This is a genomic window from Oleiharenicola lentus, from assembly GCF_004118375.1.
Taxonomy (GTDB): domain Bacteria; phylum Verrucomicrobiota; class Verrucomicrobiia; order Opitutales; family Opitutaceae; genus Lacunisphaera; species Lacunisphaera lenta.
Genome location: NZ_SDHX01000001.1, coordinates 1,637,034 through 1,660,517 on the forward strand (window position 1 = coordinate 1,637,034; position 23,484 = coordinate 1,660,517).

18 protein-coding genes and 1 tRNA gene are annotated in these 23,484 nt (G+C 66.8%); 9 read left to right on the plus strand and 10 right to left on the minus strand.

Going from position 1 to position 23,484, the window contains the following annotated elements:
* The first annotated feature begins 104 nt into the window (after nucleotides 1-104).
* The 4 genes from ESB00_RS06800 (at nucleotide 105) to ESB00_RS06815 (ending at nucleotide 3,468) form a co-directional block, all read left to right on the plus strand.
* Nucleotides 105-180: transfer RNA gene (locus tag ESB00_RS06800), tRNA-Gly, on the plus strand.
* A gap of 153 nt (nucleotides 181-333) precedes the next feature.
* Entirely contained in the window at nucleotides 334-978 is a 645-nt protein-coding gene (locus ESB00_RS06805; RefSeq protein ID WP_246026421.1) for an acyltransferase, read from the plus strand.
* A gap of 151 nt (nucleotides 979-1,129) precedes the next feature.
* Nucleotides 1,130-2,098: a tryptophan--tRNA ligase gene (trpS, locus tag ESB00_RS06810; RefSeq protein WP_129046959.1), complete on the plus strand. Its 969-nt coding sequence runs from the start codon at nucleotides 1,130-1,132 to the stop codon at nucleotides 2,096-2,098.
* A gap of 80 nt (nucleotides 2,099-2,178) precedes the next feature.
* A complete protein-coding gene (locus ESB00_RS06815; RefSeq protein ID WP_129046960.1) occupies nucleotides 2,179-3,468 on the plus strand; it encodes a lactate 2-monooxygenase in 1,290 nt (429 codons plus the stop codon).
* Nucleotides 3,469-3,562: 94 nt separating this feature from the next.
* On the opposite strand, the gene fusA is transcribed toward ESB00_RS06815, so the two are convergent.
* The 3 genes from fusA to mntR all read right to left on the minus strand — a co-directional run bounded on the left by fusA (nucleotide 3,563) and on the right by mntR (nucleotide 7,818).
* Nucleotides 3,563-5,671: an elongation factor G gene (gene fusA / locus ESB00_RS06820; RefSeq protein WP_129046961.1), complete on the minus strand. Its 2,109-nt coding sequence runs from the start codon at nucleotides 5,669-5,671 to the stop codon at nucleotides 3,563-3,565.
* A gap of 162 nt (nucleotides 5,672-5,833) precedes the next feature.
* A complete protein-coding gene (locus ESB00_RS06825) occupies nucleotides 5,834-7,300 on the minus strand; it encodes a glycoside hydrolase family 140 protein (protein ID WP_129046962.1) in 1,467 nt (488 codons plus the stop codon).
* Nucleotides 7,301-7,374: 74 nt separating this feature from the next.
* Nucleotides 7,375-7,818 (minus strand): manganese-binding transcriptional regulator MntR, encoded by a 444-nt coding sequence (gene mntR / locus ESB00_RS06830; protein WP_179954375.1) that lies wholly within the window; start codon nucleotides 7,816-7,818, stop codon nucleotides 7,375-7,377.
* Nucleotides 7,819-7,885: 67 nt separating this feature from the next.
* Here mntR and ESB00_RS06835 point away from each other — a divergent pair, with 67 nt between their 5' ends.
* The 5 genes from ESB00_RS06835 to xdhC all read left to right on the plus strand — a co-directional run bounded on the left by ESB00_RS06835 (nucleotide 7,886) and on the right by xdhC (nucleotide 12,963).
* Nucleotides 7,886-8,650, plus strand: a complete 765-nt coding sequence (locus tag ESB00_RS06835) for a transporter (RefSeq protein ID WP_129046963.1) — start codon at nucleotides 7,886-7,888, stop codon at nucleotides 8,648-8,650.
* A gap of 1 nt (nucleotide 8,651) precedes the next feature.
* Entirely contained in the window at nucleotides 8,652-9,668 is a 1,017-nt protein-coding gene (locus ESB00_RS06840) for a metal-dependent transcriptional regulator (RefSeq protein WP_129046964.1), read from the plus strand.
* Complete coding sequence (locus ESB00_RS20230; protein WP_164976080.1) at nucleotides 9,665-10,489, plus strand: FeoB small GTPase domain-containing protein; 825 nt, start codon at nucleotides 9,665-9,667, stop codon at nucleotides 10,487-10,489. The genes ESB00_RS06840 and ESB00_RS20230 overlap by 4 nt, the downstream gene beginning before the upstream one ends.
* A gap of 3 nt (nucleotides 10,490-10,492) precedes the next feature.
* Nucleotides 10,493-11,926, plus strand: coding sequence for a nucleoside recognition domain-containing protein (locus tag ESB00_RS19960; protein ID WP_164976081.1), 1,434 nt, complete (start codon nucleotides 10,493-10,495; stop codon nucleotides 11,924-11,926).
* 203 nt (nucleotides 11,927-12,129) lie between these two features.
* Nucleotides 12,130-12,963 carry a xanthine dehydrogenase accessory protein XdhC gene (xdhC, locus tag ESB00_RS06850; protein WP_129046965.1) on the plus strand — a complete coding sequence of 278 codons (834 nt, stop codon included), beginning with the start codon at nucleotides 12,130-12,132 and terminating at the stop codon, nucleotides 12,961-12,963.
* 134 nt (nucleotides 12,964-13,097) lie between these two features.
* Here xdhC and xdhB read toward each other — a convergent pair whose 3' ends face one another.
* The 7 genes from xdhB to aceB form a co-directional block, all read right to left on the minus strand.
* Nucleotides 13,098-16,985, minus strand: coding sequence for a xanthine dehydrogenase molybdopterin binding subunit (gene xdhB, locus ESB00_RS06855; protein ID WP_129046966.1), 3,888 nt, complete (start codon nucleotides 16,983-16,985; stop codon nucleotides 13,098-13,100).
* A gap of 109 nt (nucleotides 16,986-17,094) precedes the next feature.
* The gene (gene allE / locus ESB00_RS06860; RefSeq protein ID WP_129046967.1) at nucleotides 17,095-17,838 is read right to left on the minus strand and encodes a (S)-ureidoglycine aminohydrolase; all 744 of its coding nucleotides are present in this window, start codon (nucleotides 17,836-17,838) and stop codon (nucleotides 17,095-17,097) included.
* Between the two features lie 108 nt (nucleotides 17,839-17,946).
* Complete coding sequence (gene allB, locus ESB00_RS06865) at nucleotides 17,947-19,341, minus strand: allantoinase AllB (RefSeq protein WP_129046968.1); 1,395 nt, start codon at nucleotides 19,339-19,341, stop codon at nucleotides 17,947-17,949.
* A 94-nt stretch (nucleotides 19,342-19,435) separates the two neighbouring features.
* Nucleotides 19,436-20,686, minus strand: coding sequence for an allantoate amidohydrolase (locus ESB00_RS06870; protein ID WP_129046969.1), 1,251 nt, complete (start codon nucleotides 20,684-20,686; stop codon nucleotides 19,436-19,438).
* 4 nt (nucleotides 20,687-20,690) lie between these two features.
* Entirely contained in the window at nucleotides 20,691-21,035 is a 345-nt protein-coding gene (uraH, locus tag ESB00_RS06875) for a hydroxyisourate hydrolase (protein ID WP_129046970.1), read from the minus strand.
* A 92-nt stretch (nucleotides 21,036-21,127) separates the two neighbouring features.
* Entirely contained in the window at nucleotides 21,128-21,646 is a 519-nt protein-coding gene (gene uraD / locus ESB00_RS06880) for a 2-oxo-4-hydroxy-4-carboxy-5-ureidoimidazoline decarboxylase (RefSeq protein ID WP_218938697.1), read from the minus strand.
* Nucleotides 21,647-21,784: 138 nt separating this feature from the next.
* Nucleotides 21,785-23,377 (minus strand): malate synthase A, encoded by a 1,593-nt coding sequence (aceB, locus tag ESB00_RS06885; protein WP_129046972.1) that lies wholly within the window; start codon nucleotides 23,375-23,377, stop codon nucleotides 21,785-21,787.
* Nucleotides 23,378-23,484 lie beyond the last annotated feature (107 nt).

The window sequence follows — 23,484 nt, forward strand, 5'->3', positions numbered from 1 at the left end:
CAAATCCTTCGGGGGAAGCTGGAAATATTTTCGAGGGGCAGCGGAATATTTTAAGATTTCTAGTTGACGGGTGAAAATCGGGACGAATACTCCGCCTCTCTCTCGCGGGTGTAGCTCAGTTGGTAGAGCACCACCTTGCCAAGGTGGACGTCGAGAGTTCGAGTCTCTTCGCCCGCTCCATTTCAAGAAGGCCGCCGGAATAAACCCCGGCGGCCTTCCTGCGTTTTGGAGCCGGGCAGGGGTGCTGACTTTCAAAAACCGCTGGTTTCCAGCGGGTTTTTCGGTATCAAGGGCGGCGTGAAAGCTTCGGATTTTTTCGCGTTACCCCCGTCTTTGACCCGGTTTGCCGCGCATTTTCCCGCCACGGCCGCCCCTTGGGATTGGCTCAAGCAGATCGCCGCCGCCCTGAATGCTGAGACATTTGGACCCTTGGAGCTGAAAATCCCGGCCGGGGTGCAGATCGAAGGCAAAGTCTGGCTCCACCCCACGGTCAAGCTGCCCGCCTTTGCGGTCATCCAAGGCCCGGCTTGGATCGGCGCCAAGACCGACATCCGCCCCGGCGCCTTCATCCGGGGCAACGTCATCGCCGGCGAGGGTTGCGTGCTGGGCAACTCCAGCGAATTCAAGAACTGCCTCCTGATGGACGGGGTGCAGGTGCCGCATTTCAATTACGTGGGTGACTCCATCCTCGGCAACGGCGCCCACCTCGGGGCCGGCGCCATCTGCTCCAACCTCCGCCTCGACCAGGGCGAGGTCACCGTCCGGTTGCCCTCCGGCGTGGTCGGCACCGGTTTGAGGAAGTTTGGCGCCATTCTGGGCGACAAGGCCGAGGTCGGCTGCAACAGCGTGCTCAATCCCGGCACCCTGCTCGGCCCACGTGCGCTCGTCATGCCGTCCATGGCCTTCAGCGGCGTCCTCGCCCCCGCCACCATCGCCCGCGTCCGGCAGACTGTGACGACGATCCCACGCCGGGACTGAGCGAATTAAGAGGGACGATTTACGAATTACGATTCGAGTCGATCGGGCCCGCTGCTCATTTCGCGCTTTTCACTCTTACGACAATCCGTCCACATGGGCGATTAACCTGCAGTGATTCGTCCTTCGTAAATCTGAAATCGTAACTCGCCTCATGCCCCGTATTTTGACCGGCATCACGCCCTCCGGCACCCTTCATATCGGCAACTATTTTGGCGCGATGCGCCCGGCCATCGAGCTGCAGGCCGGCGGCGACGCCTACTACTTCATCGCCGATTACCACTCGATGACGGCGCTGACCGACGCCAAGGAGCGCCGCGCCTTCACGCAGGGCATCGCCCTCGACTGGCTCGCCTGCGGCCTCGATCCGGCCAAGGCCGTCTTCTGGCGGCAGAGCGACATCCCCGAGGTCTGCGAACTCATGTGGCTGATCGGTTCGCTCACGCCGATGGGCCTGCTCGAGCGTGCCCACAGCTACAAGGACAAGACCGCCAAGGGCATCGAGGCCAACTTCGGCCTCTTCGCCTACCCGGTGCTCATGGCCGCCGACATCCTCCTCTTCGACACGAACGTCGTGCCCGTCGGCAAGGACCAGAAGCAGCACCTGGAGATGACGCGCGACATCGCGATCAAATTCAACCACACCTACGGCGAGACCTTCGTCGTGCCCGAGGAGCGGATCAGCGAGACGCTCGCCGTCATCCCCGGCCTCGACGGCCAGAAGATGTCCAAGAGCTACGGCAACACGATCGAGATTTTCGGCGACGAGAAGGCGCTGCGGAAGAAGATCATGGGCATCGTCATGGATTCGCGCACGCCGCAGGAGCCCAAGCCCGACGCCGACAAGAACCTCGCCGTCCAGCTCCTGAAGCTCTTCGCCCCGGCCGATGTTGCCGCCGACTTCGAGAACCGCCTCCGCGCCGGCGGCCTCGGCTACGGCGACCTCAAGAAGGCGCTCTTCGAGCACTACTGGAACTTCTTTGCTCCCTACCGTGCCAAACGCGCCGAACTCGCCGCCAACCTGGATTACGTGGACAAGGTCCTGCGCGAAGGCGCCGACCGCGCCCGCGCCGTGGCCGCGAAGACAATGGCGCGTGCGCGGCAGAATTGCGGACTGCGGTAAGGAAGAATGCCGCCACCCGGCTGGAGCCGGGCCATCGCGCATCGACAAGACTCGGATTCTCCACTTCGCTGGGCACCGGCATGAGCCAGCCCCACTCGGACATCGGCCGGAAGCGGCAGCGGGAAATCTACGTAGCCGGTGTCGGCGGGCTGTCGCCGGTTGTGCCGGTGGCGCAGGCGGAGCTTGAAAAGGCGGCGCAGGTGGGGATGTCGCCCGAGGCCTGGGCCTACATCGCCGGCGGTGCCGGACGCGAGTCCACGATGGACGCCAACCTGGCGGCCTTCGAGAAGTGGCGCATTGTGCCCCGGGTGCTGCGCGATGTCGAAAAGCGCGATCTCACCGTCGAGTTGTTTGGCCGGCGGCTGCCGGCGCCGCTGCTTTTGTCGCCCATTGGCGTCTTGGATATGGTGCATCGCGAGGCCGATCTCGCCGTGGGTCGCGCCGCGGCATCGCTGGACGTGCCGTTCATCTTTTCCAACCAAGCCTCATTCCCGATGGAGCAGGTGGCAGCAGCCATGGGCGATGCGCCCCGCTGGTTCCAGCTCTACTGGAGCCGGTCCAATGATCTCGTGGCTTCCTTCGTGAAGCGCGCCGAGGCCTGCGGTTGCGATGCCATCGTGTTGACGCTCGACACGACGATGCTCGGCTGGCGTCCGCGCGACCTCGACCTTGGGTCGCTGCCGTTCATCCAGGGGCAGGGGATCGCCCAATACACGAGCGACCCGGTGTTTCGGAAGGAATTGAAGGAACACGCGCCGGGGTCAGCGCGTTCCGCCCCGGAGATAAAACCGCCGCTCAACCTTCAGACCATCGCCACGGCGCTGGAGCAGAAGGCCAACTTCCCCGGCGGATTGCTCAAGAACCTGTCCTCCGGCGAGCCACGGGCGGCGGTGCAGCGGTTCCTGACGACCTACTCCCGGCCGTCGCTGCAGTGGGACGACCTGAAATTCCTGCGCGCGCACACGAAGCTCCCGGTCCTGCTCAAGGGCGTGCTCCATCCCGACGACGCCCGCAAAGCTGTCGAACTCGGGCTGGATGGACTGATCGTCTCCAACCACGGCGGGCGCCAGATCGACGGCGCGATCGCGTCGCTCGACGCCTTGCCGGCCGTCGTCGAGGCGGTACATGGCAGGATCCCCGTCCTTTTCGACAGCGGCGTGCGCGGTGGCGCGGATGTCTTCAAGGCCCTTGCACTCGGCGCCACCGCCGTCTGCCTCGGGCGTCCCTATGTTTACGGTCTGGCACTCGCTGGCCAGCGGGGGGTGGAAGAGGTCATCGCCAACGTGCTCGCCGAGTTCGACCTGACGCTCGGGCTGGCGGGTTGCACGAGCGTTCGGGGAATCGGCCGGGAATCGTTGCTAAAGATTTAGGACGGGTCCCCGAACCCCGCCATGCTGCGGTGGAGGCTCCGCGTCTCTGCAGACCGGTTCGCCGGGACGCGAGCCCCTCCCTTAAGCCGGGGTGTCAATGGGTGTGATTGTGGTTCGCGGTGCCGGCGGCGCGGGCACGCTGGTATTCCTCGACGAGTTTTTTCTCCTGGTCGGCGGGCATCTCCTCGTAGTGGGCGAATTTTTCGCTGTGGAGGCCGCGGCCGCCGGTGAGGGAGCGCAGCACGGTGCCGTAGTGGTAGAGCTGCGCGGCCGGGACCTGCGCCTTGATGACCTGGAGGCGGCCGGCCACGTCCATGCCGAGAATGCGGCCGCGTCGACCGGAAAGGTCGCCGACCACGCGGCCGACGAATTCCTCGGGCACGCGGATTTCCAGCTCGTGGATCGGCTCCAGCAACACCGGCTGCGCGGAGGCGAAGGCCTCGCGGAAGGCAAAGTAGCCGGCGATCTGGAAGGCGATGTCCTTGGAGTCCACCGGGTGCATTTTGCCACCGTAAAACTCCACCTTTACGTCCGTCATGCGGTAGCCGGCGTGGGCGCCTTCGCCGGCGCAGGTCTTCACGCCCTTTTCGACGGAGGGCACAAACACTCGGTCCACGTCCTGGCCGACCAGCGATTCGGCGAATTTCAGGCCGGTGTCGCGCGGGCCGGGCTCGATGCGCAGCCAGACCTCGGCAAACTGGCCGGCGCCGCCGGTCTGCTTCTTGTGGCGGTAGCGGGCTTCGCCTTTGCCGCGGATGGTCTCGCGGTAGCGGATCTTCGGCGGCTCGAGCGACACGTCCACCTTGTAGCGCCGCTTCAGGCGCTCGAAGAGGACTTCGAGATGTAGCTCGCCCTGCGCCGAGATGATGAACTGGTGAAGCTCGGCGTCGGTATGGTAACTGAAGGCCGGATCCTCCTCGTGCAAGGCGGCGAGGCCGGCGGCGAGGCGCTCCTCGTCGCCGGGCGCGTTGAGCTTGAGCGCCGCATGGGTGTAGGGCGTGGGGTAGGTGAGCTTGGGCAGTGCGACGGCGTGCCGCGCGTCGCACAGCGTGTTGCCCGTGTGGGTGTCGCGGAGCTTGATGGCGGCGCCCATGTCGCCGGCGTGCAGCGCCTCGACGGGGGTGCGGTTCTTGCCGTTGAGCCGGTAGAGCGGCCCGATGCGCTCGGCCACACGCCGCTCGCTGTTGTGCATCTCCATGCCGGATTTGACCGTGCCGGAATAGACGCGGAAAATGGACAGGTCGCCGGTCTGCGGATCGGTCAGGGTCTTGAAGACGTAGGCGACCGGTTCGCCGCCGTCGAGGCGCACGAGGACGGGCGAGCCCGTGGCCGTGGCAATGGCGCCGATGGTCTGCCGGTCGTCGGGGGAGGAACCGTATTTGGCGATGAAGTCCATCAGCCGGGCCACGCCGACGTTGGTCTCGCCCGAAACGCACAGGAGGGGGATGAACACCTGGTTCTGGAGCGCCGGGTGGATGCCGGTGCGCAGGACTTCCTCGGAGAGTCCGCCCTCGTCGAAATATTTTTGGAGCAGCGTGTCATCGCTCTCGGCGATGTGCTCGATGAGCTCCTTGTGCAGGGCGTCCACGCGGGCCTTCTCGGGGCCGGCGGCGGGCTCCTCGGTGTATTTTCCGGAGCGGTCGGCGGCATAGCTGCAGACCTCGCTGCGCATGACGTCGAGCACGCGGTGGAAGCCCGGACCGGAGTCGAGCGGGAGGGCCAGCGGGAAGACGCCCTGGCCGAAGTGGTCGCGCACTTCCTCCAGCAGCGTGTCGAAATCGTATTTCTCCTTGTCGAAGCCGGTGACGACAATCATCCGCGGGATGCCGACGGCGCCGGCCTGTTCCCACATGAGGTCGGTGCCCACGCCGATACCGTGGCCGGCGTGGATCACGACGAGGGCGAAGTCGGCCACGCGCAGGGCGTTGATGGCCTCGCCCGAGAAGTCGAGGTAACCGGGGGTGTCGATAAAATTGAGACGCCGCCCCTGCCATTCGCAGTTGAGCGGCGTCCCGTGGATGGAGATGTGACGCGCTTGTTCTCCGACGTGATAGTCGGAGACCGTTGTTCCTTGGGCCACGGAGCCGAGGCGGTTGATGGCGCCGCCGCAGAGAAGCATGGCTTCTGCGAGGGTCGTCTTGCCGCAGCTGGCGTGGCCCACGATGGCGAAATTGCGGATGTCCGCAGGACGGGTGCCGTTCATGATCGTGGTCTCCTGGGTTGGAGGCCGGCCCGGCCCGGGCGGGTCGCGCCGGTCACTGGGGTTGGTTACGGCTACAGGCTAGCCACCCGCTTCGTCGGGTAAAGCCGCAAGACCGTTCGTAAATTGGCGGGCGCTGCGCGCCGGTTGTGGGCGGAGCCCGGGTTACATGCCGGGGGCCGGGTAGCCGGCGCCGGTATGGTCCAGCACGAGCACCCAGTCCGGGCCGTTTGCCGGGCTCCGCAGTTCGCGCGGTCCCGGTCCGGAAATCGTGCCGGCATCCCGGGATGCCCCGGTGCGGGGGTCATACCAGCGCACGCGGAATGTGCCCGGTTTCAGCCGGCTGAGGTCAACGATGGCCGTCTGCTCGCTTTCCGGAAAATACACGAACGCGTAGCTGCCCTCGGCCTCGCGGCAGGCGACGAGGTGGCGCGAGCGATCACGGCCGGGCGCCGCCACCAGCAAGGGATCGGGCACCCGGTTGAAGAAGGGGCGTGATTCGATGAGACGCCGCAGGTGGATCATCTGCCGGGCGCCCGGGCGGTGCAGGGCATCAACCCAATCGCGGTCGGCGAAATTGACCGGGGCGTTGCGCTGGCCGGCAAATTGCCACACCGCATGGTGGCCGTAGGTGACGCCCGCCGCGCCGGCGAAAACCGAGCGGAAGCACTGCTTGCGAACGTCATGATCGCGGAAATACCCGTTGGCCGGATCCCAGACCGGCCACGGGCTCACCGGGTGGTCCTCGTAGTTCGGCTCCAGATCGAGCACGGGCTTGGGCGGGTTGCGCGCATAATCACTCGCGATGGACTCCCAGACGGGCACGTCTCGCCCGCCGCCGTGCCCGCTCTGCCAGGCATGGACATCCAGCCAGGACTCGCCGGAGAGCATGAACGAGGTGCTGGAATGGCCGCCGGGCGGATGGTAGAGCGTCAGTGCCTTGGCGCCGTAGCCTTCGTTGAGGCCGGCGAGCATCTCGCGCCAGACCGGCCGCCAGTCGTGGTCCGGCGGGAAGCCGGCGGCGATGCCGGCCGAAGAGGGGTATTCGTTGGGGCGGGCGGGGTCGAGCAGGGCGGGACGGTCGCCGCCCAGCATCCAGATGACGTTGGTGCGGCCCCGCAATTTGGTCCCCAGGTAGCGGCCGTAGGCGCGGACGACCGGCAGGTTGGTGAGATCGAAGAGCCGGGGGCCTTCGCCCCAAGGCGCCGTGAGCTTGTCACCCCAGGCGGGAAGCACCGCCACATAAAGCCCGCGCGCCGCGGCCTCGTCCACCAATTCGACGAAGCGGTCGAAGTAGGCGTCAACCGGGCGCGCGGCGTCGAGGTTGTGAAACGGTTTCAGGCCGAGTGCCGTGGGACGACGCACGCCATCCATTTCCGCGAGCACGTTGACCTGGATCACCGTGTAACCTTGGTCCGCCCGGGTGCGGAGGTAATAGCTGCATTCATCCCGGTCGGTGGCGTGAAGCAGCGACCAGGCCGTGTCCCCGAGCCAGAAGAACGGCCGGCCGTCGGTGGTTTCGAGATGATGGCCGCCGGAGTGGACCCGGATGGGCAGGAGCGGGGCCGCAAGGCCGGCCGCGGAGAACAGGAACAGGGACAGACCGCAGAAGAGGGTGCGGACGGGGTGCATGCCGGAAATCAGCCACGCCCGCCGACTGGTCGCGAGACGAATCATGCCTCGCCCACACGCCGTCGCGGCGCGGTTCAGCGTCCCAAGTGCTTCGCAAAGGCCGCCAGCGTGGCCGGGCTGACGTGGTGCTCGATGCCCTCGGCGTCGATCTCGGCGGTTTTCTCGGGGATGCCGAGCGAGCGCAGAAAGGCGACCACGATGCCGTGGCGGTGCTGGCACTCCTCGGCGAGCGTGCGGCCGCTGTCGGACAAGAAAATGGCGCGATACGGCTGGACGTTCACGTAGCCCTCACGCTGGAGGCGGGCGAGGGTGCGGTTGACCGTGACGTGCGTCACGCCGAGCCGGCGGGCGAGGTCCACCACGCGGGCCTCGCCGTGGGCGGCGGTCAGATCGGCGATGGCCTCGACGTAGTCCTCGGCGGTCTCGGAGGCGTGTTCGCGCCGCGTCTGCTGCAGGGACTCGGCCTGCAGGGCGGAGGGGCGGACGGATTTCCGGGGGGCGCGGACGGCTTTTTTCACAGGGATGAGGGAGGCATGCGGCCGGGGGCTTGACAAGTCGAGTTCAAAGTGTAGCTAAGGCTACATTATGTATCGCGCTCTACGCCATTCGCTCGTCCTCGCCTCGCTGCTGTTGGCCGCCGGTTGGGCCGGGGCCCAGATCACGGAGCATCCCGCGACCGTGGCGCCGGGCAGCTTTCTGATCGAGATGGACGCGCTTTCGCTGACCCTCGACAAGGAGGGAGGCGGAAAATACACGGCCGTGGGCGCCGGTTCAGTATTTGTCTCCACGGGCCTGACCGAAAACTGGGACGTGCAGGTTGGAGCTGAACTCTTCATCAGCCAGAAGTTCGAGTCGGGCGGGTTCACCGAGCGCAACAGCGGCATCGGTGATCTCTACGTGCGCACCAAATACCGTTTCTACGACAACCCCGAGTCGGGCACGATGATCGCGCTGCTGCCCTACGTGAAGATCCCGACCAACTCGGGCGGCGTGGGCAACGACGCGCTCGAGGGCGGCTTCATCGTTCCGTGGTCCACCAATCTGGCCGGTGGCTTCCACTGTGACATCATGGCCGAGCTGGATTTTCTGCGAAACGACAATGACGATGGCTACGATACGTATTGGTATGCTTCGGCGTCGCTGACTCGGTCGCTGACCAAGGCGGTGGGGCTTTATGGCGAGGTGGCGCTGGGCAAATCGTCCGGGGCCTCGGCCAGCGAGGGCGTCATGGGCGCCGGCGTGACCCTCGCGGTCTCCGAAAACACCTGGTGGGACTTCGCCGTTTACAAGGGCCTCTCCCGCGGCGCGGCCGACTGGAACCACGTCATCCGCTTCAATTTCGGCTTCTGACATGAAAGACCTCCTTATCATCGTGCTGCTGGCGATTCTGGCGCTGACCCTTTTCTGGCCAGGAAAAGGGCTGGCGGCCCGCTGGCTGGCGGGTCGCAAACTGGCGGCGCGCGCCCGGCAGGAGGATGCGTTGAAACACATCCTCAAGGCGGAGGTGAACGGCCGGACCTGCTCCGTGACCAGCGTGGCCGGGGCCCTGCGCCTCGGGGAGGATGCGGCCGCCGCGTTGCTGGCCGAGTTGGAGAAGGGCGGACTGCTCTCGTTCGAGAAGGGCGCACCGCGGCTGCAACCCGCCGGCCGCGAACTCGCGCGGCATGTCGTGCGCGCCCACCGGCTGTGGGAAAGTTTTCTCGCCGACCAGACCGGCGTGGCCGAGACCGACTGGCACCGCCACGCCGAGCGGCAGGAGCACCTGCTGACGCGCGAGGAGACCGATCGCCTCGCGGCCAAGCTGGGGCATCCGCTGCTTGATCCCCATGGCGATTCCATTCCGGCGCGTGACGGCGAGGTGGCGGCTGATTCCGGCCAGTTGCTCACGGAAGTGGAGCCCGGCGGCTGGTTCGAAGTCGTGCACCTGGAAGACGAGCCCGAGATCCTTTACCGGCAATTGCTGGCCTTGGGGCTGCGTCCCGGCCTGCAGGCCCGTGTCGAGCACCGCACCCGCGACCATCTTGATCTCCTCACGGCTGACCGCCAGCGGCTTCGCCTGAACACCGTCCAGGCCAGCAACGTGGCCGTGGCGCTGCGCCCGGAGGTCGCCGGCGAATTTGACTCCGCCCTCAGTGAACTGCGAACCGGGCAGACCGCCGCCGTGCTCGGGCTATCTCCCGCCTGCCGCGGCGCTGCCCGGCGGCGGCTGTTGGATCTCGGCTTCGTGCCCGGCACGGTGGTTCGCGTCGAACTGGTCAGCCCCGTCGGCGATCCGACGGCTTACCGCGTGCGCGGCTCGGTCGTAGCGCTCCGGCGTCAACAGGCCGCGCTCATCCGCATCACTCTGCCGCGGGAGGAGGCCGCATGAGCCCGGTCGTTCCTCCATCCCCCGCACCGGCCGCGCCCAACGAGGCCTGCGCCAGCTGCTCCGTTTACCGCGCGGCGAGCCTCAAGAAGCTCGGCGTCTCGATGGACCGCTGGGACTACGTCGTTGCCCTCGCCGGCAATCCCAACACGGGCAAGAGCACCGTTTTCAATGCCCTGACCGGATTGCGCCAGCACACGGGCAACTGGCCTGGCAAGACCGTCGCGCGCGCCGAGGGCGGCTTCGACTATACGGGCAAACGCTTCAAGCTCGTGGACCTGCCCGGCACCTACTCGCTGCTCTCCACCAGCCCCGACGAGGAGGTGGCGCGCAACTTCATCCTGTTCGGCCAGCCCGACGTGACCGTGGTCGTGGCCGACGCCACGCGCCTGGAGCGCAACCTCAACCTCGTGCTGCAGGTGCTCGAGATCACCGACCGGGCCGTGCTCTGTCTCAACCTGATGGACGAGGCGCGCCGCCACGGCGTCACCGTGGACGACCGCCAGCTGGCCCGAGACCTGGGCGTGCCCGTCATCCCCACCGCAGCGCGTGGCGGCGAAGGGTTGCCGGAACTGCTGCAGGCGATCCACGACATGGCCGTCGCCACGAGCGTGTCGCGTCCGCACCGCATGAGTTCCGAACCGGCGGCGCTGAAACATCCGCTCAACCAGCTTTGCCGGCAACTCGAGACCGCCTATCCCGGTTTGCCCAATCCCCGCTGGGTCGCCATGCGTCTGCTGGGCGGCGATGACCAGATCGCCGAGGCCTTGCGCCGCGGCGACATTGAAAACCTCGGCCGCCCGGCCGCGGCGCAACCGACCTGAGCCATGTCCGCCTCCACGCCAACCTCCGTCACTCCGCCCGAACGCATCCTGCTGGAGGCCCGCCGTCTCCGCGAAGGCATTGCCGGCGACGTGCACGAGCATCTCGTCGAAGCGATCTACGCCGACGCCGCCCGCATCGCCGACCGCGCGGTGAGTCGTCCCGGCCGCGCCGCCCGCCCGACCTTCGACCGCACCCTGGATCGCATTGTGACGAGCCGCTGGCTCGGATTCCCGGTGATGTTCGCGCTGTTCGCGCTGATGTTCTGGCTCACGGTCAGCGGTGCCAACGTGCCCTCGGCCTTGCTCGCCGATTTGCTGGTCGGGAATATCTACCCGTGGCTCCGCGAAGTCGCGGGCGGCCTGCCGTGGTGGTTGAGCGGCTTGCTGGTGGACGGCATCTATCTCGCGACGGCGTGGGTCATCAGCGTGATGCTGCCGCCCATGGCGATCTTCTTCCCGATGTTCACGCTGCTTGAGGATTTCGGCTACCTGCCGCGCGTGGCCTTCAACCTCGACCGGCTGTTCCAGAAGGCCGGCGCCCACGGCAAGCAGGCCATGAGCACCATGATGGGCTTCGGGTGCAACGCCGCCGGCGTCGTTGCCACGCGCATCATCGACAGTCCGCGCGAGCGCCTGATTGCGATCATCACCAACAACTTTGCCCTCTGCAACGGCCGCTGGCCGACGCAGATCCTGATCGCATCGCTCTTCCTCGGCTCGCTCGTACCCTCGCAGCTCGCGGGGATCGTCTCGGCGGGCGCGGTGGTCGGCGTGGCGCTGCTGGGCGTTTCGTTCACCTTTCTCACCGCCTGGGCGCTGTCGCGCACCGTCCTGAAGGGGGAGGTCTCCACCTTCAACCTCGAGCTGCCGCCCTACCGGCCGCCGCGCTTCTGGCAGACGCTCTACACCTCGCTCATCGACCGCACCTTGCTCGTGCTGTGGCGCGCCATCGTGTTCGCCGCACCCGCCGGCGCCGTGATCTGGCTGACCGCCAACGTGCAGATCGGCGGTGTGAGCGTGGCCGAGCACGTGATCCACGGCCTCGACCCGCTTGGCCTGGCGCTCGGGCTCAACGGTGTCATCCTGCTCGCCTACATCGTGGCCATCCCGGCCAACGAGATCATCGTCCCGACCATCCTCATGCTCACGGTGCTGGTGACGCGGATGGCCGGGGTGGGCGAGGGCGCGGGCGTCATGTTCGAGCTGGATTCCGACGCCGACGTGAAGGCCGTGCTCACCGCCGGCGGATGGACCGTGCTGACGGGCGTGAATCTCATGCTCTTCAGCCTGCTCCACAACCCGTGCAGCACCACGATCTACACGATCTACAAGGAAACCGGCTGCAAGCGCTGGACCGCCCTGGCTACGCTGCTGCCCCTCGCGCTTGGCTTCCTCGTGACCTTCGCCGTGGCGACCGTCTGGCGCTGGCTTAGCTAGCGCGGTTAAGATTTAAGTGTAGCCGCTTTGGCGCGCAGCGACAAAGTGGTCGTCCCCTGGCCACGCTTTCGCCTGCGGATTAAGCGCGGGCTGCTCGGCGAGCGAGCGGCAAGGCAGATCAGCCCCTCGTTCGCGAACGTCTGGCTTCACCCTTGCCGCAGCGGGGCCGGCCGGGCACGTTGCCTGCTCACGTCGTCGCGCCCATGAGCCAGCCTTCCCTCTACGAACAACTGACCGCGCTCCAGCGCGAAGGACAGGGTTTCGTTTTGGTGGTGCTCGTCGAGGCGCTGGGCAGCACACCGCAGGACACCGGGGCCAAGATGCTCGTGACCGCTGCCGGCCTGCACGCCGGCACCGTCGGCGGCGGCAAGGTCGAGGCCAGGGCGTTGACGCTCGCGCAGGAAATGCTGGCAGCCGGCGCCTCGGCGCCGCGCTTTGTGAATTGGACGCTTAAGACCGATGTCGGCATGACCTGCGGCGGATCGGTGAAGTTGTATTTTGAGCCGCATGCTGCGGGTGGGGTGGGGGCAGCTTGGCCGATTTGGATCTTTGGCGCAGGTCATGTCGTGCAGGCGCTGGTTCCCGTGCTCGCGCCGCTCGACTGCCAGCTGACCGTTGTGGACCCGCGCCGCGAGTGGCTCGACCGCCTGCCCCGCAGCGCCAACATCCGCTTCATCCAGGCCGACGAGCCCAAGGAACTCGTGCCCACGATGCCGGAGAATGCCTTCCTGCTCTGCCTGACCAAGGGCCATGCCAGCGACCGGCCTGTGCTGCAGCGCGCCCTGGCCGAGCGGAATTTCCCCTTCATCGGCGTCATCGGCAGCGAAGCCAAGGCCGAGGTCCTGCGCCGCGAGATGATCGCCGACGGCCTGCCCGCCGAACGGGCGAAGCAGTTTCATTGCCCGGTTGGTCTGCCCTTCGGCAGCAATGATCCGAGGGAAATCGCGCTGAGCATTGCGGCGCAGTTGCTCACCGAGCGCGACGCGCTCAAGCCTCAACCGACAGACGCCAAACGCCAAAAAACTCCGAAGGGGTGAACGGGTTGTTTCTATGTGGGGTCGGCGCTTGCGCCGACCTTGTGCGCGAGGTCGGACCAAGGTCCGACCCTACACCCGATCCAGCGCGGGACCGCTAGGCCCATCTCCATCGCGGACACGCGGGCAATTCCGCCCTATTTGGCGTTTGTGATTTGGACCTTTGGCGTTTGCCCGGCCTTGAGCCGGGCTTGGATCGCCGCGAAAATCGCCTCGCCTGTGGCCGGCGACTCGAGGTGCACCTCGCCGCTAGCCGGGCCGAAGGCGGCCACGGCGTCGCGGATGGCTTCGCGGACGCTGAAGGCCAGCATGAGCGGCGGCTCGCCGACGGCCTTGCTGCCGTGGATGGTGTTGGCCTGTCCGGCACGGGGCATGAGCGTGACGTTGAACTCAGGCGGTGCGTCGCTCATGGCGGGAATCTGGTAGGTGCTGGCGCTGTGCGTGAGGAGGCGGCCCTTGGCGTCCCACTTGAGTTCCTCGCTGGTCAGCCAGCCCAGGCCCTGCACGAAGCCGCCCTCGATCTGGCCGCGATCGATACCGGGGTTCAGGGAGTCGCCGACGTCGTGCACAACGTCCACTCGCCGCACGCGCTGCATGCCGGTGTGGCCGTCCACCTCAACCTCGGCCACGGCCACGCCGCAGGCGAAGTAGTGGAACGGCCGGCCGGTCGCCGTGTTCCAATCCCAGTGGATGCCGGGCGTTTTGTAGTAGCCGGTGGCAGACAGGCTGACGCGCTCCGTGTAAGCCTTGGCGCAGACCTTGGCGAAGGGCAGGCGCAGGTCGGGGTGGGCCCGGGGAAAGACTTCGCCGTTGGAGAATACGATGTCATCCGCTGGCGCCGCCAGCAGTCCCGCGGCCACGGGCGCAAGCCGCTCGCGCAACGTGGTGCAGGCGGCGGCGACAGCCATGCCGTTGAGGTCGGCGCCACTGGAGGCGGCGGTGGCGGAGGTGTTGGGCACCTTATCGGTGCTGGTCGTCATCATCCGGATCGCCGACGCCGGCAGGCCCAGTTCGCGCGCGGCGATACCAAGGATCTTCGTGTGCAGGCCCTGGCCCATTTCGGTGCCACCGTGGTTCACCTGCACGGAACCGTCCTGGTAAATGAGCACGAGCGCGCCGGCCTGGTTGTAGTGCGTCAGGGTGAAACTGATGCCGAACTTCACCGGGGTGATCGCGAGGCCGCGCTTGATGCGTGCATGGGTGCGGTTCCAATCGGCGATGCTGGCGCGCCGCTCGGCGAACATCGCCTGGTCAAGCGCCTGCTTCCACATCGCCTGGATACGGTTGTCACCGATATCCTCGTGGTAGTGCGTGCGATTGGTTTCGCCGATGCCGTGGTAGAGGTTGCGCGCGCGCACCACCTCGGGGGCGAGCCCGGTGCGGCGGGCGACGCGGTCCATGATCTCCTCGATGACCATGATGCCCTGCGGGCCGCCGAAGCCGCGGAAGGCGGTGTGCGACGTGACGTTGGTCTTCGCGACGCGCGAGCGGAAGTCCACCGCGGGCAGGTAATAGGCGTTGTCGAGGTGGAACAGCGCGCGATCGGCGATGGGCAGCGACAAGTCGAGCGACCAGCCGCCGTCGGACACCAGCTCCACCTGCGCGGCGAGCACGCGGCCCTCGGCATCGTGGCCGATGCGGAATTTCGCGTGGAAAGGATGGCGCTTGCCCGTGAGCGCCATGTCGAGGTCGCGATCCAGTTGCAAGCGGACCGGGCGGCCGGTCCGGCGCGCGGCGAGCGCGACATAGGCGGCGATGGCGTTGCCCTGGGTTTCCTTGCCGCCGAAGCCGCCGCCCATGCGCGGGGCCTGCACGACAATCTTGTGGCGCGGCAGATGAAGTATTTCCGAGACGATGGCCTGGATTTCGGAGGGATGCTGGGTCGAGGAGTGGATCAGGACCGTGTCATCCTCGCCGGGCTCGGCCCACGCGGCCTGCGTCTCGAGGTAGAAGTGCTCCTGTCCGCCAAACTCAAACTCGCCGGCAAAGGACTGCGGCGCGGCCGCGAGCGCGGCGGCGGCATCGCCGCGTTTCAGGGCATGCCAGTCGGTGTGGAAGCTGTTGGCGGCGATGGCCGCCTGGATGCCAAGGAGGGGCGGTAGCGGTTCGTAATCCACCTTCACCAACGCGGCGGCCTCGCGGCATGCCTTGGGGGATTCGCCGACGACCAGCGCCACGACCTGGCCGTGGAAGCAGACTTCTTCCTTGGCAAAGAGGGGTTCGTCGTGGCGGGCGGGGCCGGTGTTGTTCTCGCCGGGGATGTCCTCGGCGAGCAACACGGAGACCACGCCTGGAGCCTTCCGGGCGGCGGAGGCGTCGCGGCGGAGAATCTTCGCGCGCGAGTGCGGGGCCATGACGGGCCACACATCGAGCATCGGGCGTCGTTGCGCGGTGTCGTCTACATAGAGCGCGCGGCCGGTCACGTGGCCGACGGCGCTCTCGTGGCGCAGGGCCTTGGTGGCTTCGTCCACCGGCCAAGGACCTTGGTAAGCGTAGTCGGGCGGCAGGTCGTGCACGAGGCTCTGCTCGCCGGAGATGAACTTCTGCCAGAGCGAGACGACGAGACCGCGCCGGTAGGCGGCGCCGCTGCGCACGTCGTCGATGGGGGTAAACTCCGCGGTGAGAGTCTCAGCTACGGCGTCCACGGACTCCGTCAACTTTTTGCCGATCAGCAACGCCTCAGTCTTCAGAGCCCGTTTCGGTCGCTCGGCCACGCCGCCGTAAGCGAGGCGGGCGGAGCGCACGATGCCCTTGCGGTCGGTGTCCACGCAGAACGCGCCGGCCACGATGCTGATGTCGAGTTCCTGCCGGTGGGAAACCTTCACGAAATCCGCGCGCCGCTTGAGGCCGCGGCCGGGAGCAAACTTCGGCAGGATGATCTCCTTGATGAGTTCGCCCGGCTTGAGGGCGGTCTGACGGTAGCCCGTGAAGAAATCGGCCAGCGCGACGGTGCGCGTGCGACGCGCGGAGGCGAGCACCAGCGAGGCGTCGAGGGCGAGGAGCAGCGGCGCGCTGTCGCCGATGGGGGAGGCGGTGGCGATGTTGCCGCCGAGCGTGGCGCGGTTGCGGATCTGGCGCGCGGCGAAGACGCGGAGCATCTTCGCGAGCGGCGGATAGTGCGGGACGACCTTTTCCTCGATGGCGGTCAGCGTGACGGCCGCACCGATGCGCCAGCCGGCGGTGGTTTTTCGAATCTGCGTCAGCTCCCGCACGGCCTCCGTCGAGAGGAGCAGCGGGAAGGCCTTGAATTTCTTGTTCAGCTCGACGCCGATCTCCGTGGCGCCAGCCACGAGGCGAGCACCGGGGTGCTTGCGTTGGAGCCGGAAAAGCTCGCCGAGCGTGGTCGGGCGGAGGAAGCGGTCGGGGCCGGCGGCGTAGTCGAGCGCGGTGGGGGCGGGGACGGGTTTTTTGAGGCGGGCTGCAAATTTGTCTTTTGTCGGGTCGCTGCTTGCGGCGACCTTCGTGCGCGAGGTCGGCGCAAGCGCCGACCCTACAGAGGAAGGGTTGAACGCCTCCAGCGCGGCGTCACGGATGGCGCGGTAACCGGTGCAGCGGCAGAGATTGCCGCAGAGCTGGTCGTTGATGGCTGCGGGGCCGGTGCAGTCCTTGCGGTAGTGGCCTTCGAACAGCGACATCACGAACCCCGGCGTGCAGTAGCCGCACTGCGAACCGAAGTTCTTCACCATGCAGCTCTGCACCGGGTGCAGTTCATGCTCTTTCGTCCCTTGTCCCTGGTCCTTGGCCCCGCAGCCAGCCAGTCCCTCGACGGTGACAACCTCGCGACCCGCAAACATCGGCAGGAGGGCGATGCAGCTGTTGAGCGCGCGGTAGGTGGGTTTGCCGGCGGCATCGCGCTCTACGAGCGCCACGGTGCAGGCGCCGCAGTCGCCCTCAGCGCAACCCTGCTTGCTGCCGGTGCGGCCGGTGGTGCGCAGCCAGTCGAGCAGGGTGGTCGTGGGCGGCAGACCCTCGACGCGCACGGGCGCGCCGTTGAGGATGAATTCGAAGAAGGAGGTGGTGGCCACGGGAAGAAGATTACTCGGACAGCAACCTTCCGAGTCGTTCTCGTTCACTTAATCGTTCTCCTTCTCCAAAGAGCCGAGAGAATGAGAACGAGTATGAGAACGAGAACGATTACAGGGCAGCCCGGTTGACGTCTTTGTAGTAAAGGTAGCTAGCAGGAGTCTTGCCCATCGCGACAAACCATTGCGGGCAATACGGGCCCATCCAGATCACGTCGCCCTTCTCGACGGGATACCAGGAGTCCTCGAGGCGATAGACGCCCTGGCCGCCGAGCATCAGCAGGCCGTGCTCCATGACGTGGACCTCGACGAAGGGCAGATGGCCGCCGGGCTGGTAGGCGAAGACGTTCACGGCCATGTCAAAGGCCGGATCGTCGGGCAGCAGCACCTGCAGGTTGGCCGCCGGGTCGCCGAGGAAGGGCGTGCCCTTGACCTTGTCGGCGTCGGCGATGATCGGCGCGGGCGCGGCGGTGCCGGGGAGCGGGACGTATTTTTTCTGGAACAGCGTGACCTGCGTGCCGGGCTTCACGCCGGTGAGGCTCCAGGTCTGGCCGGCCGGGGCGTAGAAATACCAGCCCGCGTTGACCTTGGCCTTGAGCTTGCCGACGGCGAGCGTGCCGCCGCCTTCCATGACGTAGCCGAAGGTCTGCGACGGCCCCGCAGGCTGGCCGGCGCGGCCCTCGGCCTGGAAGGTCACCTGCAGCTGGGCGAACTTCGCGCCCATAGCCTCATTGATCAGGATGACGGAGGTCGCGCCCGAGATGCCCGGGACGGCGCTGGCGACGTGGTTGTGCGGCGTGAGGAGCGCGTGCCGGGGACCGACGTGGGCGCGGGTGTGGCCAAAGAGTTCGGGCATGGGAGGCGAAGAGTTAGGAATGGCCACAAAATGCACAAAAGACGCCAAAGGGGGAGAGCAAAGCCGGATCCATGGAATCTGTTTCTGCGCCTTTTGTGCCTTCTGTGGCTAGATTTCTGGGTTCAGGAACTGACCCTTGGGACTGCCGGGTGAAACGTTGCCGTCGGACCAGATGGCTCGACCGCGCACGTAGGTGTGGGTCACCCGCGCCCGGGTGGTCCGGCCGATATAGGGGCTGATCGGGTGGCGAGTCCAGAGTTCGGCGGCGGTGATCTTGTGGGGTGCGCCGAGCTCCACGAGGCAGAAGTCGGCGTCGAGGCCCTCGGCCAAACGGCCCTTGCGGCCGTCGAGGCGGAAGCGGCGGGCGACGTTGCGCGCGAGCACCGCGGCGAGCCGGGGGAAGTCCTTGTCGGCGGTTGCGGCGCAGGCATTCATCAGCAGCTGAAAACCGTGCTGCACGCCGCCGATGCCGCCCCAGATTTCAAAAAAGTTCGGCGAAGTCTTCAGGTCCGGTGGCGAGGGCGAGTGGTCGGAGCCGACCGTGTGGATGCGGCCGGCGCGCAGGTCGTCCCAGAGCGCGAGGCGGCGCTTTTCGTCGCGGATGGGCGGGGCGCACTTGGCGGGGGCGCCGAGCTTGGCCACGTCCTTGTCGGTGAGCAGCAGGTAGTGGGAGCAGGTCTCCGCGGTCACATCCACCCGCTGCGCGCGGGCTTCCTCAATGAGCGCGATGCCCTCGGGGCTGCTGACGTGCACGATGTGCAGGGCGCAGCCGGTCTCGCCGGCGAACTCCGTGGCCTGACGGATGGCGGCGAGTTCGACCTCGACCGGGCGCGAGGCGAGCCAGGCCTTGGCGTCGGTTTTCTTCTTCGCCAGCTGGGCGTTCGTGAATTGAGAGGCAAGGGCGTCGTCCTCGGCGTGGACGGCCACGAGCAGGCCGAGCTTGGCGGCGCGCTTCATGCCCGCGTGCAGTGACTTGGCGTCCACGCGCGGGAAGCTCTCGATGCCACTGTTGGACATGAAGGCTTTCAGGCCGATCGCGCCGGCGTCGCGCAGGCCGGCGAGTTTGTCGAGGTTGCCGGGGACGAGGCCGCCCCAGAGGGCGAAGTCGGTGCAGGCCTGCTGCTCGGCGAGCGCGCGCTTCGTGCGGAGGCCGGCGGCGTCGAGCAAGGGCGGCTCGGAGTTGAGCGGCATGTCGAAGAAGCAGGCGCCGCCGCCGGCCGCGAGGGCCAGGGAGCCATGGGCGAGGCCTTCCCACTCGGTGCGGCCGGGCTCGTTGAAGTGGACGTGGGCGTCGATGATGCCGGGGAAGACGTAGCGGCCAGCCGCGTCGAGTTCGGCGTGGGTGCGGTCGGTGACCTCGGGCGCGAGGCGCACGATTTTGCCCTCAAGGATGCCGAGTTCCGCGTCGTGCACGCCCTCGGGCGTCACGATCCGGCCGCCGCGCACGATCAGGTCGAGCGTGTCGGGTTCGGCAGGGGCGGGAATCTCGCGCTTACGAGGCATGTTTTTTTGAAACCACTAAACCACACTAATTGGCCACTAATGAAGGCAGTGACAACTTGGTCGGGATTAGTGAGTCATTAGTGTTCATTAGTGGTTAACTATTCTGATCCGTATAATCCGTGGCCAGCCGTTGCAGGAAATCGATCATCACCTGCAACGCGACGCCGAGGTCTTTGGGCGAGGCGTATTCGTCGGGGTGGTGGCTCAAGCCTTCGCGGCAGCGCACGAAAAGCATGGCGATGGGGCTGAGCGAGGCCATCACGACGCCGTCGTGACCGGCGCCACTGACGAGGCTGAGCGACTTGCCCTGCACGGCCTGCACGCTGCGTTCCAGCCGGGCGGTCAGGGCGGGGGAGCAGGGCGTGGCGGCGTTTTCCTGCGTGCGCTGCCAGGTGCGGGTGACGCGGCGCCGGGCGGCGATCTGCGTGGCGAGCCGGCCGATGGCCAGGAGGGCCTGCCGGCGGACGCGGTCGTCGGCGTGGCGGACGTCGAGCGTGTGGACAACCTGGCCGGGAATCACGTTGGCGGCTCCGGGCGCAACAGTAAGCGACCCGACCGTCGCGACGAGTCCGCGCGTACGCTGGGCAATGGCTTCGATCCCGAGCGTGAACTCGGCGGCAGCGGCGAGCGCGTCGCGGCGCAGCGCCATCGGGGTCGTGCCGGCGTGCCCGGCCTTGCCGGTCCAGGTGAGCTTGAAGCGGCTTTGTCCCGCGATGGCCGAGACCACGCCGACGGCGAGGTTGCGCTCTTCCAGCACCGGACCCTGCTCGATGTGGACCTCGACGTAGCCAAGCAGGTCGCGGCGCGAGTGCGCGGGTTTGGGCAGGGTGAATTTGCCGCCGTTAAATTGCTTCAGGGCATCGCCGACCGAGATGCCGTCGGCATCGCACAGCTGGAGCGTCGCCGGTTTCAGCCGACCGCAGTAGCCCTCGCTGCCGAGGTAGGCGCTGGCGAAGCGGACGCCTTCCTCCTCGGAGAAACCGAGCACCTCGACGGCGAAGGGCAGCTGCACGGCGCGGCGCTTCAGCTCGGCGAGCGCCACGATGGGCAGGAGAACCCCGAGCGGTCCATCGAAGCGCCCGGCGTCGCGCACGGTGTCCAAATGAGAACCGAGGAGGAGGGTCTTGGGTCTGGGATTTCGGCTCTGGGGCTCCAGCCGCCCGATGAGGTTGCCGACGGTGTCCACGCGGACCTTCAGACCGGCGTCCTTCATCCAACCGCCGACAAGCGCATTGGCGCGCTTCATGCCGGGGGACAAGAAGGTGCGAGTCAGGCGGCCGGGTTCGTCCGTGATGGCTCCCAATTCCTCCAGCAGCGCGGCAAGTCGCTTGGCGGCGCGGCTCATGAAGTCAGCTTCCGCGGTAGGTCTGGTAGGCCCAGGGGGTGACGAGGAGGGGGATGTGGTAGGTGGCCTTGGCGTCGGCGATGGCGAAGCGGATGGGTACGCGGTCGAGGAAGGGGCTGTCCTTGTGGTGCGTCACGAAGTAGTCCTTCACGAAGAAGAGCAGCTCGTAGGTCCCGACCGTCATGCCGACGGAGGCGAGCAGGGGTTCGTCGGTGCGGCCGTCGAGGTTGGTGACGACGGCCTTCAGCTGGTGCGGCTTGCCGTCGAGGTTCCAGAGTTCGATGCGCATGCCGGCGGCGGGCCGGCCGTTGGTGAGATCGAGGACGTGGGTGGTAAGTTTGCCGGGCATGGGAGGAACGGAGTTGGTTAACCACTAATTGGCACTAATGGGACACTAATTGAGGCAGATGCACCGAAGCAAACCGCTTCCTTAGTGTATAATTAGTGTGGATTAGTGGTGCCCAGCACATCCATCAGTCGGAGGCGGGCGATTTTTTCGATTTCGCCGAGGGCGGTAGCGAACTCGAGGTCGGGCGCGTGGTTCACGCGCGTGTTCATGGCGTCGAGGATCGCCGCCTTGGCGTTGAGGCGGGCGCAGATGATGAAGGGGAAGCCGAACTTCGCCTTGTAGGTGTCATTGTGCGCGGTGAAGGCGGCAAGTTCGGCGTCGGTCAGTTGGTCGAGGCCGGCGCTGGCCTGCTCGCGGGTGGATTCGACCGTGAGCTTCTTCTGCTGCGCAAGGCGTCCGGCGAGGTCGGGGTGGGCGCGGATGAGGGCGAGCTGGCGCTCGCGCGAAGCGCCGCGCATGGTCGCGCAGAGCGCGGCGTGCAAGGCGTCGGCGTCGGCAAACGGCCGCTTGTGCCAGGTTTCCTCGGCGACCCACGGCGAGTGCTCGAACAGGTGGCCGAGAGCGGCGACAAAGGCCGCGCGCGTGGACGTGTTAAGATTTTGGAGCGTCACAGAAATCGGGTCGCCTCAAAATCCAAAGGCCAAAGGTCCAAACGCCAAAGAAATTCCAGAATCTAGAATCGAAATTTGGGTTTTGGTCATTGGATCTCTCTTTGGAGTTTGGCGCTTTGGCGTTTGGGATTTCTGCCCTCACGGCAGCAGTTCGTAGGCGGGGAGGGAAAGGAATTCGTCGAAGGTGGGGCTCTTCGACATGCGCATGAAGAGTTCGACGGCTTCCTTGAAGTGACCGGAGTTGTAGCGCTCGTCACCGTATTCGGAGCGGATGGCAGCGAGTTCGAGCGGGAGCAGCTGGTCGTAGAGCTCGGCGGTGACGGGGCGGCCGTCGGCGAGCTTGGCGCCGAACTTCAGCCACTGCCAGAGCTGCGAGCGGGAGATCTCCGAGGTCGCGAGATCCTCCATGAGGTGGTGGATGGGCTCGGCGCCGGAGCCGCCCAGCCAGGCCTCGAGGTAGCGGACGCCGACGTGGAGGTTCCAGCGCACGCCCTGTTCGGTAATCGGGCCGTGAAGCGGGGCGAGGAGATCGGCGGCGGTGACCTTGGTCGGGTGGATGACGTGGAGCTGGTTCGGGCCCTTCATGTGCTCGCCGAAGGCGTCGAGGGCGGTCTTTACGAGGCCAGGGTGGGCGACCCAGGTGCCGTCGTGGCCGGCCTTCACCTCGCGGGTCTTGTCGGCGCGCACCTTGGCGAGGGCGGCTTCGTTGGCGGCGGGGTCGTGGCGGATGGGAATCTGCGCGGCCATGCCGCCCATGGCGTAGGCGCCGTGGCGGTGGCAGACGTTGATGACGTGGGTGACGTAGGCCTTGAGGAAGGGCACGTCCATGGTGATGAGCGTGCGGTCGGGGAACATATACCCCGGGCGGTTGCGCAGCTTTTTCACCATGCTGAACATGTAGTCCCACCGGCCGCAGTTGAGACCGGAGGCGTGCTCGCGCAGCTCGTAGAGAATTTCCTCGGCCTCGAAGGCGCCGGTGATGGTCTCGATGAGCATCGTGCAGCGGATGGTGCCGTGCGGGAGGCCGAGGGCGGCCTGCGCGTGGATGAACACGTCGTTCCAGAGGCGGGCCTCGAGGTGGCTCTCCAGCTTGGGCAGGTAGTAATACGGGCCGCTGCCGCGGGCGATCAGGGCCTTGGCACAATGGAAGAAGTGCAGGCCCCAGTCGAAGAGCGAGGCGGAGAGGCGCTGGCCTTGGAAGAGCACGTGCTTTTCCTCCATGTGCCAGCCGCGGGGGCGGGCGATGATGACGGCGATCTTGTCCTTGAGGGCGTAGGATTTCCCCTCCGGCGAGGTGTAGGCGATGGTCAGGCGCGCGGCGTCGCGCATGTTGATCTGGCCGTCGAGGCAGTTTTCCCAAGTCGGGGAATTGGCGTCCTCGAAGTCGGCCATCCAGCATTGCGCGCCGGAGTTGAGGGCGTTGATGGCCATCTTGCGGTCCACCGGGCCGGTGATCTCGGTGCGGCGGTCGAGCAGGTCGGGCGGGATGGGGGCAACTTTCCAGTCGCCGCCGCGAATGGAGGCGGTCTCGGGGAGGAAGTCGGGCAGATGACCGGCGTCGATGGCGGCCTGGCGCTCGACGCGCTTCGCGAGCAACTCGCGGCGGCGCGGGCCGAATTTTTCCTGCAGGCCGGCGACGAAGGCGCAGGCTTCGGGCGTGAGGATCTCGGCGTAACCGGGGTTCATCGGCCCGCGGATCTCCAGGCCGCCGATCGTGGGATGGGAACTCATGTTGCGCGGGACCATAGCCGGATGCGTGCCGGGCGCGAGTCCAAGAATGGGGCGGTGGACCTCTCGCGAAGGACGCAAGGGGCGCAAAGGTCACCCGGTTTGCTGGA

Bases quoted from the DNA above. Each gene is read 5' to 3' on its own strand.
- trpS (WP_129046959.1), top strand. From the start codon at position 1,130: ATGCCCCGTATTTTGACCGGCATCACGCCCTCCGGCACCCTTCATATC.
- ESB00_RS06815 (WP_129046960.1), top strand. From the start codon at position 2,179: ATGAGCCAGCCCCACTCGGACATCGGCCGGAAGCGGCAGCGGGAAATC.
- fusA (WP_129046961.1), bottom strand. From the start codon at position 5,671: ATGAACGGCACCCGTCCTGCGGACATCCGCAATTTCGCCATCGTGGGC.
- ESB00_RS06825 (WP_129046962.1), bottom strand. From the start codon at position 7,300: ATGCACCCCGTCCGCACCCTCTTCTGCGGTCTGTCCCTGTTCCTGTTC.
- ESB00_RS06835 (WP_129046963.1), top strand. From the start codon at position 7,886: ATGTATCGCGCTCTACGCCATTCGCTCGTCCTCGCCTCGCTGCTGTTG.
- ESB00_RS06840 (WP_129046964.1), top strand. From the start codon at position 8,652: ATGAAAGACCTCCTTATCATCGTGCTGCTGGCGATTCTGGCGCTGACC.
- ESB00_RS20230 (WP_164976080.1), top strand. From the start codon at position 9,665: ATGAGCCCGGTCGTTCCTCCATCCCCCGCACCGGCCGCGCCCAACGAG.
- ESB00_RS19960 (WP_164976081.1), top strand. From the start codon at position 10,493: ATGTCCGCCTCCACGCCAACCTCCGTCACTCCGCCCGAACGCATCCTG.
- xdhC (WP_129046965.1), top strand. From the start codon at position 12,130: ATGAGCCAGCCTTCCCTCTACGAACAACTGACCGCGCTCCAGCGCGAA.
- allE (WP_129046967.1), bottom strand. From the start codon at position 17,838: ATGCCCGAACTCTTTGGCCACACCCGCGCCCACGTCGGTCCCCGGCAC.
- allB (WP_129046968.1), bottom strand. From the start codon at position 19,341: ATGCCTCGTAAGCGCGAGATTCCCGCCCCTGCCGAACCCGACACGCTC.
- ESB00_RS06870 (WP_129046969.1), bottom strand. From the start codon at position 20,686: ATGAGCCGCGCCGCCAAGCGACTTGCCGCGCTGCTGGAGGAATTGGGA.
- uraH (WP_129046970.1), bottom strand. From the start codon at position 21,035: ATGCCCGGCAAACTTACCACCCACGTCCTCGATCTCACCAACGGCCGG.
- aceB (WP_129046972.1), bottom strand. From the start codon at position 23,377: ATGAGTTCCCATCCCACGATCGGCGGCCTGGAGATCCGCGGGCCGATG.